This window comes from Solwaraspora sp. WMMA2065 (assembly GCF_030345075.1).
In the GTDB taxonomy this organism is placed as follows: domain Bacteria; phylum Actinomycetota; class Actinomycetes; order Mycobacteriales; family Micromonosporaceae; genus Micromonospora_E.
This window is the reverse complement of the sequence record NZ_CP128361.1, coordinates 3,371,235-3,387,822: the sequence shown is the minus strand read 5'-3', so window position 1 is coordinate 3,387,822 and position 16,588 is coordinate 3,371,235. Positions and strand designations below refer to the sequence as shown.

The following is a 16,588-nucleotide window of genomic DNA, read 5'->3' as shown; positions in this document are numbered from 1 at the left end:
CCCACGGCCGGCGGCTGACCCGACCTACCGGACGTTGATCACCATCCGCCGGAAGGAGTACAGGTTGGGCGACCCGTTGTCACGTACCTGCAGGATGATGTGGATGCTCTGCCCGCCAGCGTTCGACGGGATCTGCACCGTGGCCGAGGTGCCAGAGCTGTTGCTGATCGACACGCTGCCGTTGTACGAGCTGGGCTCGTCGTAGTACGACCACGTGTACGCCAGCGAGTTGCCGTCCGGGTCGCTGGAGCCGGCTGCGCTGAGGTTCACACTGGAGCCAGCGGAGGCGGGCATCTCCAGGACATCCTTGGTGGTGTCACCGTTGAGCACGGCGATCGGATGGTGGTTGGCGCCGGAGTAGCTGCTGGTGATGCTCCAGTCCATCCGGGCCGCGAAGTCGTTGTGAATGGCGGTGCTCCACCGGTTGATCGAGCTGCCACCCTCCGACGCGTCGGTGTACATGTAGTAGGGGTCGAACGACGGCTCGTGGTCGAGCCGACCGCTGCAGGACATACCACGTACAGCGGACCTTTCGGCTGGGCCGAACCGACCGCCGAAGCCGCCCCAGTCCACGTGGTCCGGATCGGTCAGCCCGTTCGCGATCTGGTGCAGGAACGCCGGGGTGTCACCCTCGGTCGCCCACTGCCTGTCCGGGTACTGCGCCCCCAGCGGACCGTGGTTCTGGACGTTGGAGTCCAACCAACCGTCCGACGGCTGCCAGCTGTACACCAGGTTCTTTGCGCGGATGTAGACGAGGTTCGGGTAGTTTTTCGTCAGCCACGCGCCAGCATCGTCCTGACCGAGGATGTCGTACACCCGGAGCTTGCTGATGAACCGGTTGACCTCTGCCTGGCTGCGAGTGTTCTGTACCTTCCAGACCGCTTGCGCCAAAGTGTTGCCGCCACCCCAGAAGTTGACCCAAACCGGCCGGGGATCGTCCCGGTCCACCGCAGCGATGATCAGCTCCGAGCCGGGGGTGTCCCTACCCGAACCGACCGCGTCCATGCCGTAGCCGGTCTGACCCAGCTTCGAGATGGACTGCAGGTACGACAGGCTCGGGTATCCGTCGGCGTGCCGTTGCAGGTTGGACAGTACCTGGCCGTACGCGTTCAGTCGGGGATTGAGCAGGTTGTTCATGTTGGAGGAGCTCTGCGTCGGCCGCCAGCAACTGGTGCTGCCGATGATGCCTTCCAGGTCCACCTCGTTGGCCATCACCAGCATACGAACGAGCGACTGCAGGTCGTCCGGGTCAGCCCCCAGGTCGGTCGTGTTGATGACCCGCGGCTTCGAGGACGCGGCTCGTACCGATACCGACTTGGCGAGGGAGTTGGTGCGGCCGTCGTTGTCGGTGACGGTGACGGTGACGGTGTAGGTGCCCGCGGCGGAGTACTGGTGGGTGGTGACTGCGCCGGTCTTGACGGTGCCGTTGCCGTAGTCGGTGCGGTAGGCAGTGATAGTGCCGTCGAGGTCAAAGGATGCGGTGGCGTCGACGGTGATGGTGTCGCCCGGTTTGGGGTTGGTCGGGGTGATGGTGAAGGCGGCCACTGGGTCGCCGGGGTTGCTGGCGCGGGCGACTTTGATGGCGTTGACCTTTGCGTTTGAGGGGCCTCGCGTTTTCCGGACAGTGGTTCGGCCGGTTCTTTCACGCCGCGATTTGAAGGTTCTCGAACTCTGCGTGGACTTCCCGGGGAGGTCGGTAGCCCACCGCTGAATGCAGACGCTGACGATTGTACCAGAATTCGATGTAGGCAGTAACGTCCCGGCGTGCCGCCTCACGAGTGGGATACTTCACACGCGACACGCGTTCGTTCTTCAGCGCACCGAAGAACGATTCCGCCATCGCATTGTCGAAACAAATTCCGGTCCGGCCAGCAGATCGCCGCAACCTCAGATCCCGAAGCGTTCTGCCGTAGTCGTCCGACATGTAGTTGCTGCCCCGGTCCGAATGAAAGATGGCGTTCTTCCTGAGTTCGCGATTCCGGGCGGCGTTACGGATGGCGCGGGATATCAACGGCGTCTGGTAGTGGTCGTCCATCGCGTATCCGATGACTTCCTTCGTGCAGCAGTCGATGACGGTCGCCAGATACAGCCACCCCTCGCCGGTCGGGATGTACGTGATGTCGCCGACGAGCTTCTCGCCAGGCGCGTCGGCGGTGAACTCCCGGCCGACGAGGTCAGGCACCGTGCCGGACGACGACTGGGTGAGACCCCACCGCCTCGGGCGGGGCTGGCACGGCACGAGCCCGAGCTCGCGCATCAGCTGGCGGACGAGTTCCGGCCCGGCGGACACGCCCTGGCGCCGCAGTTGCGCGTGGACACGTCGATGCCCGTAGGTGCCGTCGGACGCGGCGAACACCTCCTCGATGGTCGATCGAAGGTGGGCGCGGCGGGTGGCGGTCGCGGAGTCGGGGCGGGTTCGCCATTCGTAGTATCCGGACCTGGACACGCCGAGTTGTTCGCACATGAAGTCGACGGGGTAGGCGTACTTCGCGGTGTCGAGTCGCATCGTCTCGATGAACTCGTACAAGCTCGTTACCGAGGGTCCTTCGCGAAGTACGCCGCGGCTTTTTTCAGGAAGCTGTTCTCCATTTCGAGTTCCCGGTTGCGACGTTCGAGTTCCTTCAGTCGAGCGCGCTCGTCGACGCCGATCGGTGGGCTGTCCTGGGCGCCGCTGTTTTCCCGCCGGTACTGGCGGACCCAGGAACGGAGCGTCTCCGGGTGAACGTCGATCTCCCGGGCAACCTGCGACACTGGCTTGTTCGACTGTAGAACGAGTTGCACTGCTTCTTCACGGAACTCTGGGGTGTATGAGCTTATGCGTGCCATCGCGCTTCTTCCCTCGATTTTCCTTACAGGGTAACCTTATTGGCTCCCTGTCCGGAATCCTCGGGGCACCTCAGTTCTCGACGTTGGATACGAATTGGATGTTGATGGTGCCGTCGCCGACTGCCACGGAGCTCTGGGTGGTATAGGCGGTGTCCGCGCCGACTCGGGCGAAGATGTCGAGGTCGCTGACCTGTTCGGTGTCCTCCATGAGGACGTCGAAGCTCCGGAGGCCGGCTGCGGTGTGGTAGACCTCGGCGAAGTAGAGGGTGACGGTGTAGTAGCCGTTCGGCACTGCGGCTGAGTAGCTGAGGTTGCCGTAGCGTTCGCTCTGGAAGAGAGCGTCGTCGGTAGTGCCGTTGATGGAGTCGCTGACGGTGTAGGTGGAGCCGCCGGAGAAGCCGGTGTCGGCAGCGAAGGCGGTGCCGTCCGAGCTGGTGAAGGCGCTGCCGCCAGCGTTGATGGCGAAGACCGTCTGAGTGGGTGGTGCGGTGGTGGGTGGTGCGGTGGTGGGTGGTGCGGTGGTGGGTGGTGCGGTGGTGGGTGGTGCGGTGGTGGGGGTGGTGGAGCCGGTGCAGACGGTGCCGTTCAGGGTGAACGAGGTGGGTTTCGGGTTGTTGTTGGTCCAGGCTCCGTTGAACCCTGGGCTGACGGTGCCGTTGGTGGGAATGTTGCCGTTGTACGAGGCGTTTCTGACGGTCACGTTGCTGCCGGACTGGCTGACCGAGCCGTTCCAGAGCTGAGTGATTGTCTGGCCTGCGGGGAAGGTGAACTGGAGTGTCCAGCCGGAGATCGGGTCGCCGAGGTTGGTGATGTCGATGGTCGCGCCGAAGCCGCCGGACCACTGGCTGGTGATGTTGTAGTTGACCCGGCAACCGGCTGCGGCGCTGGCTTGAGTGGCGACGGCGACTGTCGCGGTGGAAGCCACGACGAGCGCGGTCGCGGCCAGCGCGCTACGTCGGAGTCCGGACAGTCGAGTTCTCTTGTGGTGGGCAAGCCTCATCGGGCTTCCTCTCTGCCACCCTAATCAGGAGAACGGGCGGCGAACAGCGCAGCTGGACCTGAGCTGAGCGCATTGCTGCCAGAATGTGAATGGACATCTCGCCGGCTGTCGCCCCAGCTGCGGGTATGAAGGACGAAAGTCTCCGCGGCCGTTGCCCTCGGCCACAGAACGAGCAGCGTCCCCGGTCTCCCGAAAGCCATATATACATTCATCGTCGCAGATGTGAATCGCGACTGCAAGGGTAGTCGTCACTGAATATCTACTCTATGCCCGTTGGGCGCGCTGTTTCGCCTTGATTGGCGTCGGTGTTTGTGGGTGCTCGGCCGGGCTGACGCTTTCCAGTGGGCGCTGCGCATGCGACAGCGAGCGTCGTTGCGGTGACCGCGCGACGCCGCGATGGGCGTAGCTGAGGGCGTGGGCCTGCTTTTCGCCGGGTGGCCGGCGTGCTACTGCTGGCCTTTGCCCTCAGCTACGTCGTCGAGGGACGGGTGCGTCCGTCGCCGTTGCCCTCGGCCACGGAACATCAGCGCTTCTGGGCTCCCGGCGCGTGTTGTCCACACCTCATCATGCCAGTAGGGGTCGGGCGCTGCAAGGAAAGTCGGTTATGAATACCCGCTCGACGAGGGTGCGACATCGGTTGACTGCGGCGGTAGGCAATCTTGTCGACCTGCCAGACTTACCAGTTTCGCTGGCCTCGGCGAAACAAAATCGAATGAGCTACCGGGAAGTAGGTCGATCTGGGGTGTCAACCAGAAGCTGGGCGACCGTGAGGTCGGTGATGAGCACATTGACGTGCTTGCCGAGCAGCGCGCCGCGGATGGCGGCGAGCTTGTTCCTCCCGCCAGCGACGGCGACTCTCCGGGGAATCGTCTGCAACTCTGTGGGACTGATGCCAAGGATTCGGTCGCTGAGCGGGGTGTGCACGGCCTGACCTACGGCGTCGTAGAACCGCAGACAGACATCCCCTACGGCACCGCCGGCGCGTAGGGCCGCCTGGTCAGGCTCCGCGAGGGCGTTGCCGCTCTCGAGTAGCAGTGGCGAGGGCTCGAGGCTGCCGATGCCGACCAGTGCCATCGTCAGCTTCGGCCAGGTCTGCAGCACTTCCGCGACAGTGGGATCCCGCAACAACGCCTCGCGAGCAGCCTCGGTGCCGAGCATCGCCGGCGCCGGCATGAAAAGTGGCTCGGCTCCGGTCATCGCCGCGAATCGGCTCATCAGCAGGTTTGCGCGTACCTGCACGCGAGGATTCCCGACGCCACCGACGATCTGGACGACCTGATCAACGACGCGGGCGCGGGACGGACGCATCCGTTCGACAGCGGCCAGCAGAGTCGCGCTCCACGAGGAGATGCCGACCCGGTCACCGCCGGTGAGGGTGGTCTCCAGGTAGTCGGCTGCCGCCGCGCCCAGAGCTGGGAGCAGGTCATCCACACTCGAGGCATCGACCACCACGGCCTCATGCAGGTCGTACTGCTGCTCGACAGCCTCCTCCAAGTCGGTGTGGACACCGGCCGGCAGCGACACGATCGTCCGGACGATGCCAATCTCAGTGGCTCGTTTGAGCAGCCTGGACACACGTGCCTGCGATATGTGCAACTCATCGGCGATGCTGGTCTGCCGCATGTTTCGTTCGTGGTACATGCGGGCGACCTTCGCGACAAGCCGAACCTGGTCGTCGCTGTATGCCGCTCGTGGTTTCGTGCCGACGACATCCTCCTCAGCTGCGGCTTGGTGGCTACCCTCTGGCACTTGCCCGAGGGCCGGTTGGCCGATCCCTGCCGATCGTAGCGCCCGCCTTCCGGTCGGCAGACGCACGCGCAGAACACTCGGAACCCCGTGCGGGTCAGCGTCGAAGCGCCCGGTGGGCCGCGTCGACGATGCCGGCGGGAGAGATCCCGAAGTGCTCCAGCAGCCACCGGGCCGAACCGGTGGGCGCGAACACGCCGGGGACGCCGACGAACCTGACCGGAACCGGATGGTGCTGCACAACGGTCTCCGCGACCGCTCCGCCCAGGCCACCCGTGGTCAGCGCCTCTTCGACGGTGACGATCGCGCCGGTGTCCCGTGCCGCCGCGACGACGGCGTCGACGTCGAGCGGCTTGACGGTCGGCATCGACAGCACCCGAGCCTCGATGTCAAGCCGACTCAGCAGGCCGGCGGCCTCCATCGCCGCGGACACGACGGTTCCGTTGGCGATGATCGTGACGTCGGTTCCTTCGCGGAGCCGGACCGCCTGCCCGGCCACGAAGCGGTAGTTCTCGGCGTTGACCGCAGCGACTCCCATCCGACTGACCCGGATGAAGACCGGCCCGGGATGTCCGGCCGCCCAGCGGACCGCCTGTCCGGTCTCGGCGGGGTCGCTGGGCACGATGACCGTGAGATTGGGTATGGCACGGAGCCAGGCCAGGTCCTCGATCGAGTGGTGGGTGGGTCCCAGTTCGCCGTACGCCATGCCCGGGCTCATCCCGCACAGGTTCAGGTTGTGGTTGGAGTACGCGGCGTCGACCTTGATCTGCTCGAGCGCGCGGGCGGTGAGGAAGCACGAGGCGGCCGAGACGAATGGTATCTTCCCGCCGTTGGCCAGGCCGGCGGCAACGCCCACCATGTCCTGCTCGGCGATGCCGACGTTGATCAGCCGGTCAGGAAATCTGCTGCCGAACTCGCTCAGCTTGCTGGAACCCACCGAGTCGTTGACCACCGCGACGATCCGTGGATCGGTTGCTGCGAGCTCGACGAGGGTCGCCGCGTAGGCGTCGCGGCAGTCGTGCAGGACCTGATCGGTCGTCAAGGCGCTCACTCTGTCTCCAACTCAGCGAGGGCGGTGGCAACCTGGTCGGCGTCGGGGACCTTGTGGTGCCAGGCGACCTCGTCGCTCATAAAGGTGATCGGATGGCCCTTCACCGTGTGGGCGATCACGAACGTGGGTTTGCCGTCGGCCGGGGCGCGGGTGAGCACGTCGAGCAGCGCGCCGTGGTCGTGTCCGTCTACCTCGACCGGCTGCCAACCGAACGCACGGATCTTGTCCGCGAGCGGCTCCAGCTCGTTGGTGTCGGCGACCCGGGCACCCTGCTGCAGCCGGTTGCGGTCGACAATCGCGGTGAGGCGCTCCAACCGGTGGTGTGCGGCGGCCATCATCGCCTCCCAGTTGGAGCCTTCCTGCAACTCGCCGTCGCCGAGGACGACGAAGGTGCGTCGACGGGAACCGTCGAGCTTGCCGGCCAGGGCGGTGCCGACCGCGATCGGCAGACCGTGCCCGAGCGGGCCGGTGTTGGCCTCGACACCGCGGACCTTGGTCCGGTCGGGATGTCCGTTGAGCTTCGACAGCGGCTGCAGGAACGTGTCCAGGGCGACAGGGTCGAGCAGACCGGCGGCGGCCAGCGTGGCGTAGAGTGCGCCGGCCGCGTGACCCTTGGACAGGATGAGCCGATCTCGCTCGGGATCATCCAGTCGGTCTGCGGAGATCTCCAGCACGTGCAGATAGAGGGTGGCCAGGATGTCGATGACACTGAACTCGCCACCGACATGCCCCAGCCCGGCCGCGTTGATCATGCTGATGTCGCGTCGCCGGATGAGCCGGGCGCCTTCCCGGATGTGCGCGATGATCGCTTCCCGGCCGGCCCCGGGGCCGATCCGACCGAGAACCGGCAGCGCCGAGTTGTCGGGGGCAGCGACCGGTGCCGCGTTCATCGGTCTACCGCCATCGATCGCAACAGGGCGTCCTGCACCAGGCGTTGCGCGGTGAGTGCGTCCTGGCGGTGCTGCGCCTCGCGTAGTGCCTGAATGTCGAGCAGGTCCAGACCTCGGTGCACCGCTTTGAGGAAGCGGATGGACAGCCGGGCCGCCGCGACGCTGTCCTCCCGGAATGGGAACTGGTCGAGCTGCCAGACGCCTTCCCAGTTGTTCACCCGCAGGGTGTAGAAGAACTCGAAGATCTCGGTGAGGTGAACGGTGCCGACCACCAGGTCGTCGTCCCAGCCGCGGAGGTTGTCGTTGACGTCCATCCCGTAGAGCCGGCCGTGGTCGATGAGCAGCTGAGCGGCGTCGGCGGGCGATTCTCCGCCGTACAGTGAGTGACCGAAGTCGAGCAGGACCCCGACGTTGTCCAAGCCGATCTGCTGGATGCCCAGCAGCGAACGGGCGGCGGAGTCCCAGGTCATGTGCACCCGGGGCTCGCGTGGCTTGTACTCGATGGCGAACTTCAGGTCGGGATGAGCGCCAGCGAGCTCGCGCATGCCGTCGACGGCCAGTGCCCAGAGCTGCCGGTGGTCCACCTGGAACGGGTAGTCCCAGCCGTCCTGACCAGGCCAGATCTTGACGTAGTCGGCGCCGAGCTCGCGGACGACTCCGGCCGCCTCGTGCATGAGGTCGAGCGCGGTGGACCGTACCGCCGGGTCCGGGTTGGTGAAGGCGCCCTTGCTGAACCTGCGCAGGTAGATCTCCGGCGTGATGCCGATGGCGGCCAGGCCGGCCTCGGCAAGCGCGTCCTTCACCTCGGACAGACCGACTCCCGCAGTGAACGGGTAGTTCAGATCGACCACGGACAGCTCACCGACCTCGCCCGCCCGGGCTATTGCTTCCAGGGTGGTGACAGCGGGCCCGGCGGGGTCGGCCAGCGTCGTCGCTCGTCAGCTAACCGGAGGTCCGGTACGGTGGCAGGCGAATTCTGCGGCCCCTCGACAACGCCAACGGCGGAGCGGCCGACGGCACCTGGGCTCAACCGGCGCCGAAGCAGACGAACGCGGCGGCCGTCGCATGCCGGGCCCCGACCGCACCGTCCGGGTCCGCGGCGAACGCCCGCTGTGCCCGGGCCAGCGCCACCGCCGGAGCATGCCCGGCCAGCATCTCGCGGTGCAACTCCAGCATTAGCACGGTGGTCAGCTCGCCCGGCACCGGCAGCACCGTCGCGATCAGACAGCGGGCGCCCAGCGCCAGCAGCACCGCGGTGAAGCCCATCACCTCGTCGCCGGGGCGGACCCCGGCCAGCCCGGAATCACAGGCCGACAACACCACGCAACCGGGCGGACTGATGATCCGCTCCAGTTCGTACGCGGTCAATGGTCCGTCTGCCAGCTCCAGTGTGGAGAACAGCGGGTTGTCCGCCCGGAACCGCCCGTGCGCGGCGATGTGGGCCAGTCGCGCGCCGTTGAGTGCCCCGGTTACCGCGTCGGCGGTGGCAGCGGCCCCGGTGAGCGTGCGGGAGCCGGGCAGCACCGCGCTGAGCTGCCGTACCTCGGTCTCGGCAGCCGGTAGTCGCGGCCCGGCCACCAGCACCGCCGGCCCGCCGGCCGGCTGCGCCCCAGCCGCCGGTCCGCCGGCCGGCTGCGGATCCACCCCGCCGGACCGCCGGCCGGCGGACCGCAGCCACGCCGTCGCCGATGGCGCCACCGTCACCGCCCGGCCCGCACAGGTCGGCAGACCCGACCACGGTACGGCGTGCAGGTCGCCGATCGGCACGATCACCAGCGGACGGTCGGCGATCAGGTCGCGTACCGGATCGAACAGTTGCCGGTCCAGTGCGCCGGCAGTGTGCCGTACCCCGGTCCGGGCGTCGGCGCTGTCGCCGGTGGTGACCAGCCGGCGCAACCCGAACCGGTGCAGCCGGGCCACCCGTACCGCGTCGGTCAACGACCCGAGGTCGTGCAGCGTCGGTCGGCCGTCGTGGACCAGCACCGCGAGCAGCCGCTCGCCGTGCGCCACCAGTTCCAGCAGTACGGCGGCGCCGAGCGCCGCAGCGAGGTCGGTGACCCCGGGCGGCGCGAGCAGTTCGCCGCCACCGTTGACCCCTCGGGCCAGCTCCCGGATCCGCTGCTCCAGCCGGGCCTGACTGCCGCGTAGCGTCTGCACCGGGTTGCCGGCCAACAACGCGTCCTCGAGTGCCGCGCTGACCATCCGCAGCTCGGTCAGCGCGGTGGCCAGGTCCGGATCCGGTGGCGGTGAGACCCGCCGCATCCGTAGCGCGTTGGCCCGCCACCGTTCCGCCCAGGTGAACACCTGCGCCGGTGCGCCCCGCTGGATGGCGATGTCCAGGCCTTCGGCGGCCAGCTCCTTACCGTACGTCCCGCTGTTGGCCCGCAGTTCGGTCGCGCCGAGCGAGGCGCGGTGTCCGTCGAGTACCGCTAGACCGTGGCGCAGCGCACGGGCCGCCCCGGACTCGTCGCCGGCCAGCCGGTGGCGCAACGCCAGGGCGTACCACCCCTGGGCGCGGCGGGGTGCGGTGCCCCGCCGCCGGGCGTCCGCGGCGACCTCCATCAGTTCGACCGCCCGGCTGTGCCGGCCCAGCGTGGTGGCCAGCCGGGCGGCCTCGATCCTGCTGGTGAGGGCGGGTCCGGGCCAGCCGGTGGCGTCGAGCTGGTCGGCGGTACGGATCATCGCGGCGAGCAGCGCGGGGGACCGGGTGCCCCGGGCGTACCCGGCCCGCAGCTCGACGTGTCGGGCGAGGGTGGCCCAGGCCCGCCGGCCCTGCCGTCGGAACCGGCTACGTGCCGCCCCGGCGGTGTCGGCCGCGGTGGCCAGGTCGCCGGCGAGCAGCGCGGCCCGCGCCTGGGCGAGCAGCGCCTCGGCCAGGTCCGAGGCCATCCCGAGCCGGCGCAGCTCGGTCACGGCGGTCTCGGCCACCGTGACCGCCTCGTCGATCAGCGGTACGGACAGCAACAGCTCGAAGCGGTCCAGCAGCAGCGCGGGGCGGGGCACTGCGAGCCGGCGGTACTCGTTGTCGACCTCGGCGAAGCAGTGCAGCGCGCCGGCCACGTCGCCGCGTTGCCCGGTGGCGATGCCGCTGTTCCACCGGGCGTCGGCGGCGGCCAGGTCCAGCCCGAGCTGACTGAAGATGGCCGCGGCGCGGTTCAGGTCGTCGTCGGTGTCGGCATCGAGATGGGCGTTGAGGTGGGCGTTGAGCAGCCCCCGGTTGTTGCGGGCGCGCGCCTCCAGCAGGAGGTCGCCCTCACGGCGGGCGATCTCCACCGCCTGGTCGTAGTCGCGGACCGCCTCGTCGAACCGGCCCCGGTAGTGCAGCACCACGCCGCGCTGCATCCGGGCCCGGCCGGCGTCGGCGCCGGTCAGCTGCGGCAGGGCCAGGGTGACGACCCGCAGCGCGGCAGTGGTCCGGCCGGCGCTGGCCAGGACGTAGCCGAGGCTCATCCGGGCCAGCGCCCGAAGCCGGGCGTCGTCCCCAGCCCGCACCGCCCGGTGCAGGTGGCGTGCCGCGCCGGTTAGGTCGTTGAGCTCGCGTAACGCCAGGCCGATGGCGCGTTCCGCAGTGGATCGGGCGCGGGCGTCCGGCGCGTCGGCAAGCACCCGGTGGGCGATCGAGATGGCCTCGTGTGGGTAGCGCTGGACGGTGTCCAGGGCCCGCTGTGCCAGGTCGACACCGGAATCGGTGCGTTCGGTCACGAGACAGAGAATTCCCCACCCGTGCACCCCGGGTCAACGGCGGCACCCGGGCGCCAGTCATTTAATTGACACATAACTATCCTTTGAAATAATCGTGTCGGTCCCGTAACCTTCTGTGGTCGCCCTCGTGGTGCCGGCCCCGTCTCCCACCCGCTTGGAGGGTCAGGTGTCGTCCGACCACCGTCACCCCGTGCCGGGTCTCCCCGGGCAGGTCTCCCGCCGGCAGCTGATGGGGTGGTCCGCGCTGGCGGCCGCGCTGCTGCCCCTCGGCCCGGCGACCAACTGGTCGCACCCGACCGGCCAGGCCGGCGCGCCAGGGCCCGCCGACCGGTCCCTCGACCAGAGCTACCAACGGGCGTTCCTGGAGATCCTGGCCGCCCACCCGGCGGTACGGCGGTACACCGCGGCAGCCGGCAAGGAGTTCCTCTACCGTCCCCGGCAGCTACTGGTCGCCCCGGCCGACGTCGAGCGGGTGACGGCCCGGCTGCGCGCCGATGGCCACCAGGTCACCGAGGACGACGGGTTCGCCCAAGTCGGCCGGCTGTGCTTCGACCGGGAGACCGACGTCCCGGCCGTGGTCGACAAGCTCCGCGACCCGCGCCAGTGGCCCGGCGGGCGGGCCCCGCAGGTGCAGCCGCACCACGTCCTGCTCGGCTTCGGCAACATCATGGGCAACCCCGGCGGGCCACCACGGGTAGCGGCCGCGCTTCCACCGCCGGATCCGGCCCGGCTCGGTGAAGGGGCCGACGTCACGGTCGGTGTCTGCGACACCGGCATCTGGCGGCTCGCCGGCGACGTGCACCCGGACTGGCTCGGCGGCAGCTACCTGCCGGAGCCCGACGACGAGGACCCGCTGTACCTCGGCGGCACCCAACTGGCCCTGCAGGGCGGGCACGGCACCTTCGTCGCCGGTGTCGTACGGCAGGCCGCCCCCGGTGTACGGGTCGACCCGGAGTCGGCACTGGACGCCAACGGCATCGGCGACGAGGAGAGCCTGATCGCCGCGATCGGCCGGCTCGGTCCGCAGGTGTCGGTCATCAACCTCTCCCTCGGCTACTTCACGCAGCACGACCAGCCGCCGTTGCCGCTGGCCAACGCCGTCGCCGCGCTGCCCAAGACGACGGCGGTGGTCGCCGCCGCCGGCAACGCCGGCACCCGCCGTCCGTCCTGGCCGGCGGCGCTGCCGGGTGTGCTGGCCGTCGCCGCCCTCGACGCGACCGACGGCGTCCCGGTGCCGGCTGACTACAGCAACTACGGCTCGTGGGTGGACGCCAGCGCGTACGGCGACCGCACCAGCACGTACGTCGACGGGGAGATGGTCCTGCCCGGCCAACCGGTGCTGCACTTCGACGGCTTCGCCGCCTGGGCCGGCACCTCCTTCGCCACCGGCCACGTCTCCGGTCGGCTCGCCGCCCTGATGACCGGCACCGGGCTGGACGCGGCGGCCGCCGCGGCGGTGCTGACCTCCGGCCCGGCCTGGCACCCCGACTACGGCGTGCTGGTCGAATGAGCAGCCCCGACGCCGTCCCCGACCCACCGCCGGCTACCGACCCAGCACCGGCTACCGACCCAGCACCGGCTACCGACCCAGCGCCGGCTACCGTCCCCGACCTGGTTTCCGCTGCCGCCGCCGGCGACGAGACCGCCTGGTCCGCGCTGGTCCACCGGTACGGCCCGCTGGTAGCGGCGGTGATCCGCAGCCACGGGCTCGACCACGCCGACGCCGCCGACGTCAACCAGACCGTCTGGCTGCGGCTGGTCGAGCACCTCGGCCGGCTGCGCGAGGCACACGCTCTGCCCGCGTGGCTGGTGACCACCACCCGACGGGAGTGTCACCGAATGCTGCGGCTCGGCCGGCGTACGCAGCCGTTCGACCCGTACGACGAGTCGACCGACGCGCATGTCGGTGTCTTCCGGCTGGTCGACCCGACGACTCCCGACGAGGACCTGCTCCGGGACGAGCGGTGCCAGGCGCTGCGTGATGCGCTCGCCGAGTTGCCGCCGCGCTGCCGGGAACTACTCACGCTACTCGTCGCCGACCCGCCGGCCAGCTACCGTGAGATCGGCGAGCAACTCGGCATGCCCACTGGAAGTGTCGGCCCGACCCAGGCCCGATGCTTGGCGAAGCTGCGCAACTGCCCAGCCCTCGCCCCGTACGTCAGGATCGGCCCGCCCGGGGGGCAGCAGGGGAACGGAGGTGAACGTGATGCGGCAGTGGCCACCAAACAGTGACGACGAGCTGCTGATCGAGCTGGGTGCCGCCCTGCGCGACTCCGGACCGGTGCCGGAGCACTTCCTGGCCGCGGCACTGGCCGCGTTCAGCTGGCGGACCGTCGACGCCGAGCTGGCGGTCGCCGAGCTGGTCTTCGACTCGGCCTGTGACCTCGATCCGGCCGGATCGACCCGGTCCGGCGGTACCGACCGGACGCTGACCTTCCGTTCCGGCCCGGTGGTCCTCGCCATCGAGGTCACCGCGACCGGGGTGGTGGGGCAGCTCTCTCCGGCCGCGACGGGCCGGCTCAGCGCCCGGTCGGCCGCCGGGCAGTACGAGGACGTCCAGGTGGACGAGGCCGGGTTCTTCTCGATGGGCGTACCGCCGACCGGCCCGGTGCAGCTGCGGGCCAGCACCGCGACGTACAAGGTCCGGACCTGCTGGGTCAGTCTTCGCTGAGCCAGCAGATCCGGAACCTCGTCGGGACGGAGGTCACGGGTCCCGGACGCCACCTCCGTCCCTGCCCTGCGAGGTGGCTAACGGTCCTGCTTGCTGACGGTCACGTCGTAGCGCACACCACCCAGGTCGGCCCGGTCGGAGCCGTCGACGTCCGGGCCGAACTGCGTCACCAGTACGGCGATCGGCTTATCGACCGGGTTGGTGGCGGTGAACAGCAGTCGCATGGTCAGCCGCTCGTTGCCCCGGAGCATCAGGTTGTCCAGACTGGCCTGGCCCGGTTCGACGATCTCGACTCGGTTACGGCCCGCCTCCCGGATGCCCTTGCCGGCCATGCCGCCCTCGACCCAGCGGGCGAACAACGTCGGCCCGAGATCCACCACGAGCCGCCCGCCAGCGGCCTGCAGTGGTGCACCTTCCGCGCTGAAGACCACGCTGTTGCGGGTCGGCTCCCGCAGGACGTTGCCGATCGCGAATGGCCGGACCTCGGTCTGCCCGCTGGTCGACAGCGCCACCGAGTCGACGTTGCGCCAGGCGATGTTGTTGTTGTTCCGGGTGTTCACACTGTTGCTCGGACCTTCGAAGGCCATCGGGTCGTTGGGGGAGACCCAGCGGGCGAGCAGACAGAAGTGCCCCGGGCCGGGGACACCGTTCCAGGGAATGGTGACGGTGGTGACACCGGCGTAGACCGGCACCGACATCCAGCCGATCTCGGTCCAGTGGGTGGGCCAGGTCGCGCCGCCACCCGGCGTGGTCCGGTAGACGTGGATCTCACCCTGCTCCATGCCGCCGGAACCGTACGGTCCGGGGTTGCGCAGCTTGATGAAGATGTAGTTGGTCTGCCCGACGATCGGGTTCTGGCTGGTCGCGCACTCGACGGCGGTGGGGCAGACCTTGATGTCGGGGCTCGCCCAGATCGGGTTCAGGCCGTGCGGCTGAATCCCGACGTCCGACGGATGGTCCTTCATGAAGACGTCGACGGGTGCGGCGGTTGCACCGCTGCCGGTCGAGCGGTCCAGCGCCGCCGCCGTGGCCGAGCTGACCGGCAGCAGCAGTGCTACGGCGGCAGCGGTTACCAGGGCGAGCGTTGATCGACGTACGCGTTGCGTCAGTCGCGTGGACAAGGTTCCTCCCGAGGTAGGGGTGTGAAAGGCAGACCGTGACTGTCACGGTCGCGCGGGGCGGATACCTATACCGAGAGAAATCGACGGGCAGAAATACCTTCGGTGGGGTGGCGGGATCGGCAGATGGCGAAAATTGCGGCGTCTGGCGTCCGGTGTCGAGTTCTGGGTTCTTCGGAGAGCTGGTCAGCTGGTTCTCATCAGAACAGGCGCCACTGCTGCTGGGGTGCGTTGATGCAGTCCCACAGCTGCAACGGGGGCGCCGTCCCGCGTATCGGGTCCGCGCACATCGACGCAGCGGCTGGCGAACAGGCTCTGGATCTGCTGCGGCGCACTCGACGGGGCGACCACCACGGCAGGGCTGGGCGTGCTGGCGGCATTCGGCACAGCTGCTCGCCACGGGCCGGTGACGGCCGGACACAGTATGACAGACAATGAAGGCCGCTGACTGGAATCGCCCTGGTCAGCGGCCTTGTCGTGCAGGTCGAAGGTTCTTCAGCAAGTGTGCCCCCGGCAGGATTCGAACCTGCGCTCCCGCCTCCGGAGGGCGGTGCTCTATCCCCTGAGCTACGGGGGCTCAGCGACCCAGGAAGATTAGCAAACCCAGCACCGGGTCGCCGAATCGGTATCCGCCGTGTCCGGTCCCGCCGGCGCGGTGGTCCGGTCGCCGGCCGGGACGCGGGAGTTGCTCAGGCTGACCGGGTCGGGCGGGCGCAGCTCGGCAGCAGGTGCGTGACGATGGTCCGAGGCAGTCGGCGGGGCAGCTCGGAGCTGGCCCAGGAGCCGTCCACGACGAGATGCGCCCCGCGCCGGTCCGGTCCGCACAGCCGCAGCAGGAACTCGCGCGGCAGCGGCGGATCGATCGACGGCGTCAGGATCATGAACCGGATCTGGCCGCGTACCGAGGCGGCCGACAGCACGTCCGCAGCCGGGGTGGTGCCGTGCAACCGGGTCCGACCGAGCCACCACAGGTCCGTCCGGTGCTCCCGGGCCGCGCGCAGCACCGTCGGGTAGACCCGCTCCACCCACTCGTTGACCGCGTCGACGCAGAGCCCGCAGGCGCGTTCCTCCGGCCGCCGGGGCGCCAGCCCCCATGCGTCCAGGTAGTGGCCGACGTCGGCCGGGCTCAGCGTCAGCCCGAACCGTCGCTCGATCAGCGTCGCGACCGTACGACGGCTCCACAGCTCGTCGTCCAGCGCGTGGTCCTCCGGCCATCGGCCCCGCAACAGGCCGATCAGGTCGAGTTCCTGCTCCGGTGTCAGCCCGCCAGCGTCACCGGTGGGTGATCCGCGACGGCGGGCCGCCACCGCGCCGTCACCGCCGAGCGTGTGCCGTCGGCACCAGCTCGTGATCGATCTCCGAGTATCGCTAAGAAGTGCCCCCACGCTAGGACCAACGAGGCTGTATCAGGACGGTAGCGATATGTGCCTAGAAAACGTCTGAGACGGTAGAGTCCGGCAAAGTATGCGAAGTCATGGTATAGCGGCATGGAACGGGCAAGGCTGGAGGTGGCGGGGTACCACGGGATAAAGGCGGATACGACGCCGCCCGCCCCGGCAGAGACCGGGACGGGCGGGGCGGTGC

General features: G+C 69.0%; 13 protein-coding genes and 1 tRNA gene. 3 read left to right on the top strand and 11 right to left on the bottom strand.

Going from position 1 to position 16,588, the window contains the following annotated elements; all coding sequences use genetic code 11:
- Positions 1-24 precede the first annotated feature (24 nt).
- The 8 genes from O7610_RS15225 to O7610_RS15185 all read right to left on the bottom strand — a co-directional run bounded on the left by O7610_RS15225 (position 25) and on the right by O7610_RS15185 (position 11,215).
- Positions 25-1,545, bottom strand: a complete 1,521-nt coding sequence (locus tag O7610_RS15225; RefSeq protein ID WP_289211212.1) for a nucleoside hydrolase-like domain-containing protein — start codon at positions 1,543-1,545, stop codon at positions 25-27.
- Positions 1,546-1,642: 97 nt separating this feature from the next.
- A protein-coding gene (locus O7610_RS15220) for an IS3 family transposase (RefSeq protein ID WP_289211211.1) occupies positions 1,643-2,826 on the bottom strand; the annotation gives its coding sequence in 2 pieces (ribosomal slippage) (positions 1,643-2,559 and positions 2,559-2,826; 1,185 coding nt in all).
- Positions 2,827-2,896: 70 nt separating this feature from the next.
- Positions 2,897-3,826, bottom strand: coding sequence for a cellulose binding domain-containing protein (locus O7610_RS30665; RefSeq protein ID WP_353850255.1), 930 nt, complete (start codon positions 3,824-3,826; stop codon positions 2,897-2,899).
- A gap of 717 nt (positions 3,827-4,543) precedes the next feature.
- Positions 4,544-5,641 (bottom strand): sugar-binding transcriptional regulator, encoded by a 1,098-nt coding sequence (locus O7610_RS15205; RefSeq protein WP_289211210.1) that lies wholly within the window; start codon positions 5,639-5,641, stop codon positions 4,544-4,546.
- Between the two features lie 28 nt (positions 5,642-5,669).
- Positions 5,670-6,614 (bottom strand): transketolase family protein, encoded by a 945-nt coding sequence (locus tag O7610_RS15200; RefSeq protein ID WP_289211209.1) that lies wholly within the window; start codon positions 6,612-6,614, stop codon positions 5,670-5,672.
- A gap of 5 nt (positions 6,615-6,619) precedes the next feature.
- Positions 6,620-7,513, bottom strand: a complete 894-nt coding sequence (locus O7610_RS15195; protein WP_281551394.1) for a transketolase — start codon at positions 7,511-7,513, stop codon at positions 6,620-6,622.
- Positions 7,510-8,364: a sugar phosphate isomerase/epimerase family protein gene (locus O7610_RS15190; protein ID WP_289211208.1), complete on the bottom strand. Its 855-nt coding sequence runs from the start codon at positions 8,362-8,364 to the stop codon at positions 7,510-7,512. The genes O7610_RS15195 and O7610_RS15190 overlap by 4 nt, the downstream gene beginning before the upstream one ends.
- A gap of 175 nt (positions 8,365-8,539) precedes the next feature.
- Positions 8,540-11,215, bottom strand: a complete 2,676-nt coding sequence (locus O7610_RS15185; protein WP_289211207.1) for a CHAT domain-containing protein — start codon at positions 11,213-11,215, stop codon at positions 8,540-8,542.
- A gap of 190 nt (positions 11,216-11,405) precedes the next feature.
- Here O7610_RS15185 and O7610_RS15180 point away from each other — a divergent pair, with 190 nt between their 5' ends.
- Genes O7610_RS15180 through O7610_RS15170 form a run of 3 tightly spaced genes read left to right on the top strand, consistent with a single transcriptional unit; the run spans position 11,406 to position 13,886 of the window.
- Positions 11,406-12,725: a S8 family peptidase gene (locus O7610_RS15180; RefSeq protein WP_281551391.1), complete on the top strand. Its 1,320-nt coding sequence runs from the start codon at positions 11,406-11,408 to the stop codon at positions 12,723-12,725.
- Positions 12,722-13,447, top strand: a complete 726-nt coding sequence (locus O7610_RS15175) for an RNA polymerase sigma factor (RefSeq protein ID WP_289211206.1) — start codon at positions 12,722-12,724, stop codon at positions 13,445-13,447. The genes O7610_RS15180 and O7610_RS15175 overlap by 4 nt, the downstream gene beginning before the upstream one ends.
- On the top strand, positions 13,422-13,886 hold the full coding sequence (locus O7610_RS15170) for a hypothetical protein (protein WP_281551389.1): 465 nt from the start codon (positions 13,422-13,424) through the stop codon (positions 13,884-13,886). The genes O7610_RS15175 and O7610_RS15170 overlap by 26 nt, the downstream gene beginning before the upstream one ends.
- Positions 13,887-13,963: 77 nt before the next feature.
- Here the strand turns inward: O7610_RS15170 and O7610_RS15165 are convergent, their stop codons facing one another.
- From O7610_RS15165 to O7610_RS15155, 3 genes are all read right to left on the bottom strand, one after another.
- A complete protein-coding gene (locus tag O7610_RS15165) occupies positions 13,964-15,007 on the bottom strand; it encodes a hypothetical protein (protein WP_289211205.1) in 1,044 nt (347 codons plus the stop codon).
- Positions 15,008-15,509: 502 nt separating this feature from the next.
- Positions 15,510-15,581, bottom strand: a tRNA-Arg gene (locus O7610_RS15160).
- 112 nt (positions 15,582-15,693) lie between these two features.
- Positions 15,694-16,389 carry a winged helix-turn-helix domain-containing protein gene (locus O7610_RS15155; protein ID WP_348650045.1) on the bottom strand — a complete coding sequence of 232 codons (696 nt, stop codon included), beginning with the start codon at positions 16,387-16,389 and terminating at the stop codon, positions 15,694-15,696.
- Between the last annotated feature and the right edge of the window lie 199 nt (positions 16,390-16,588).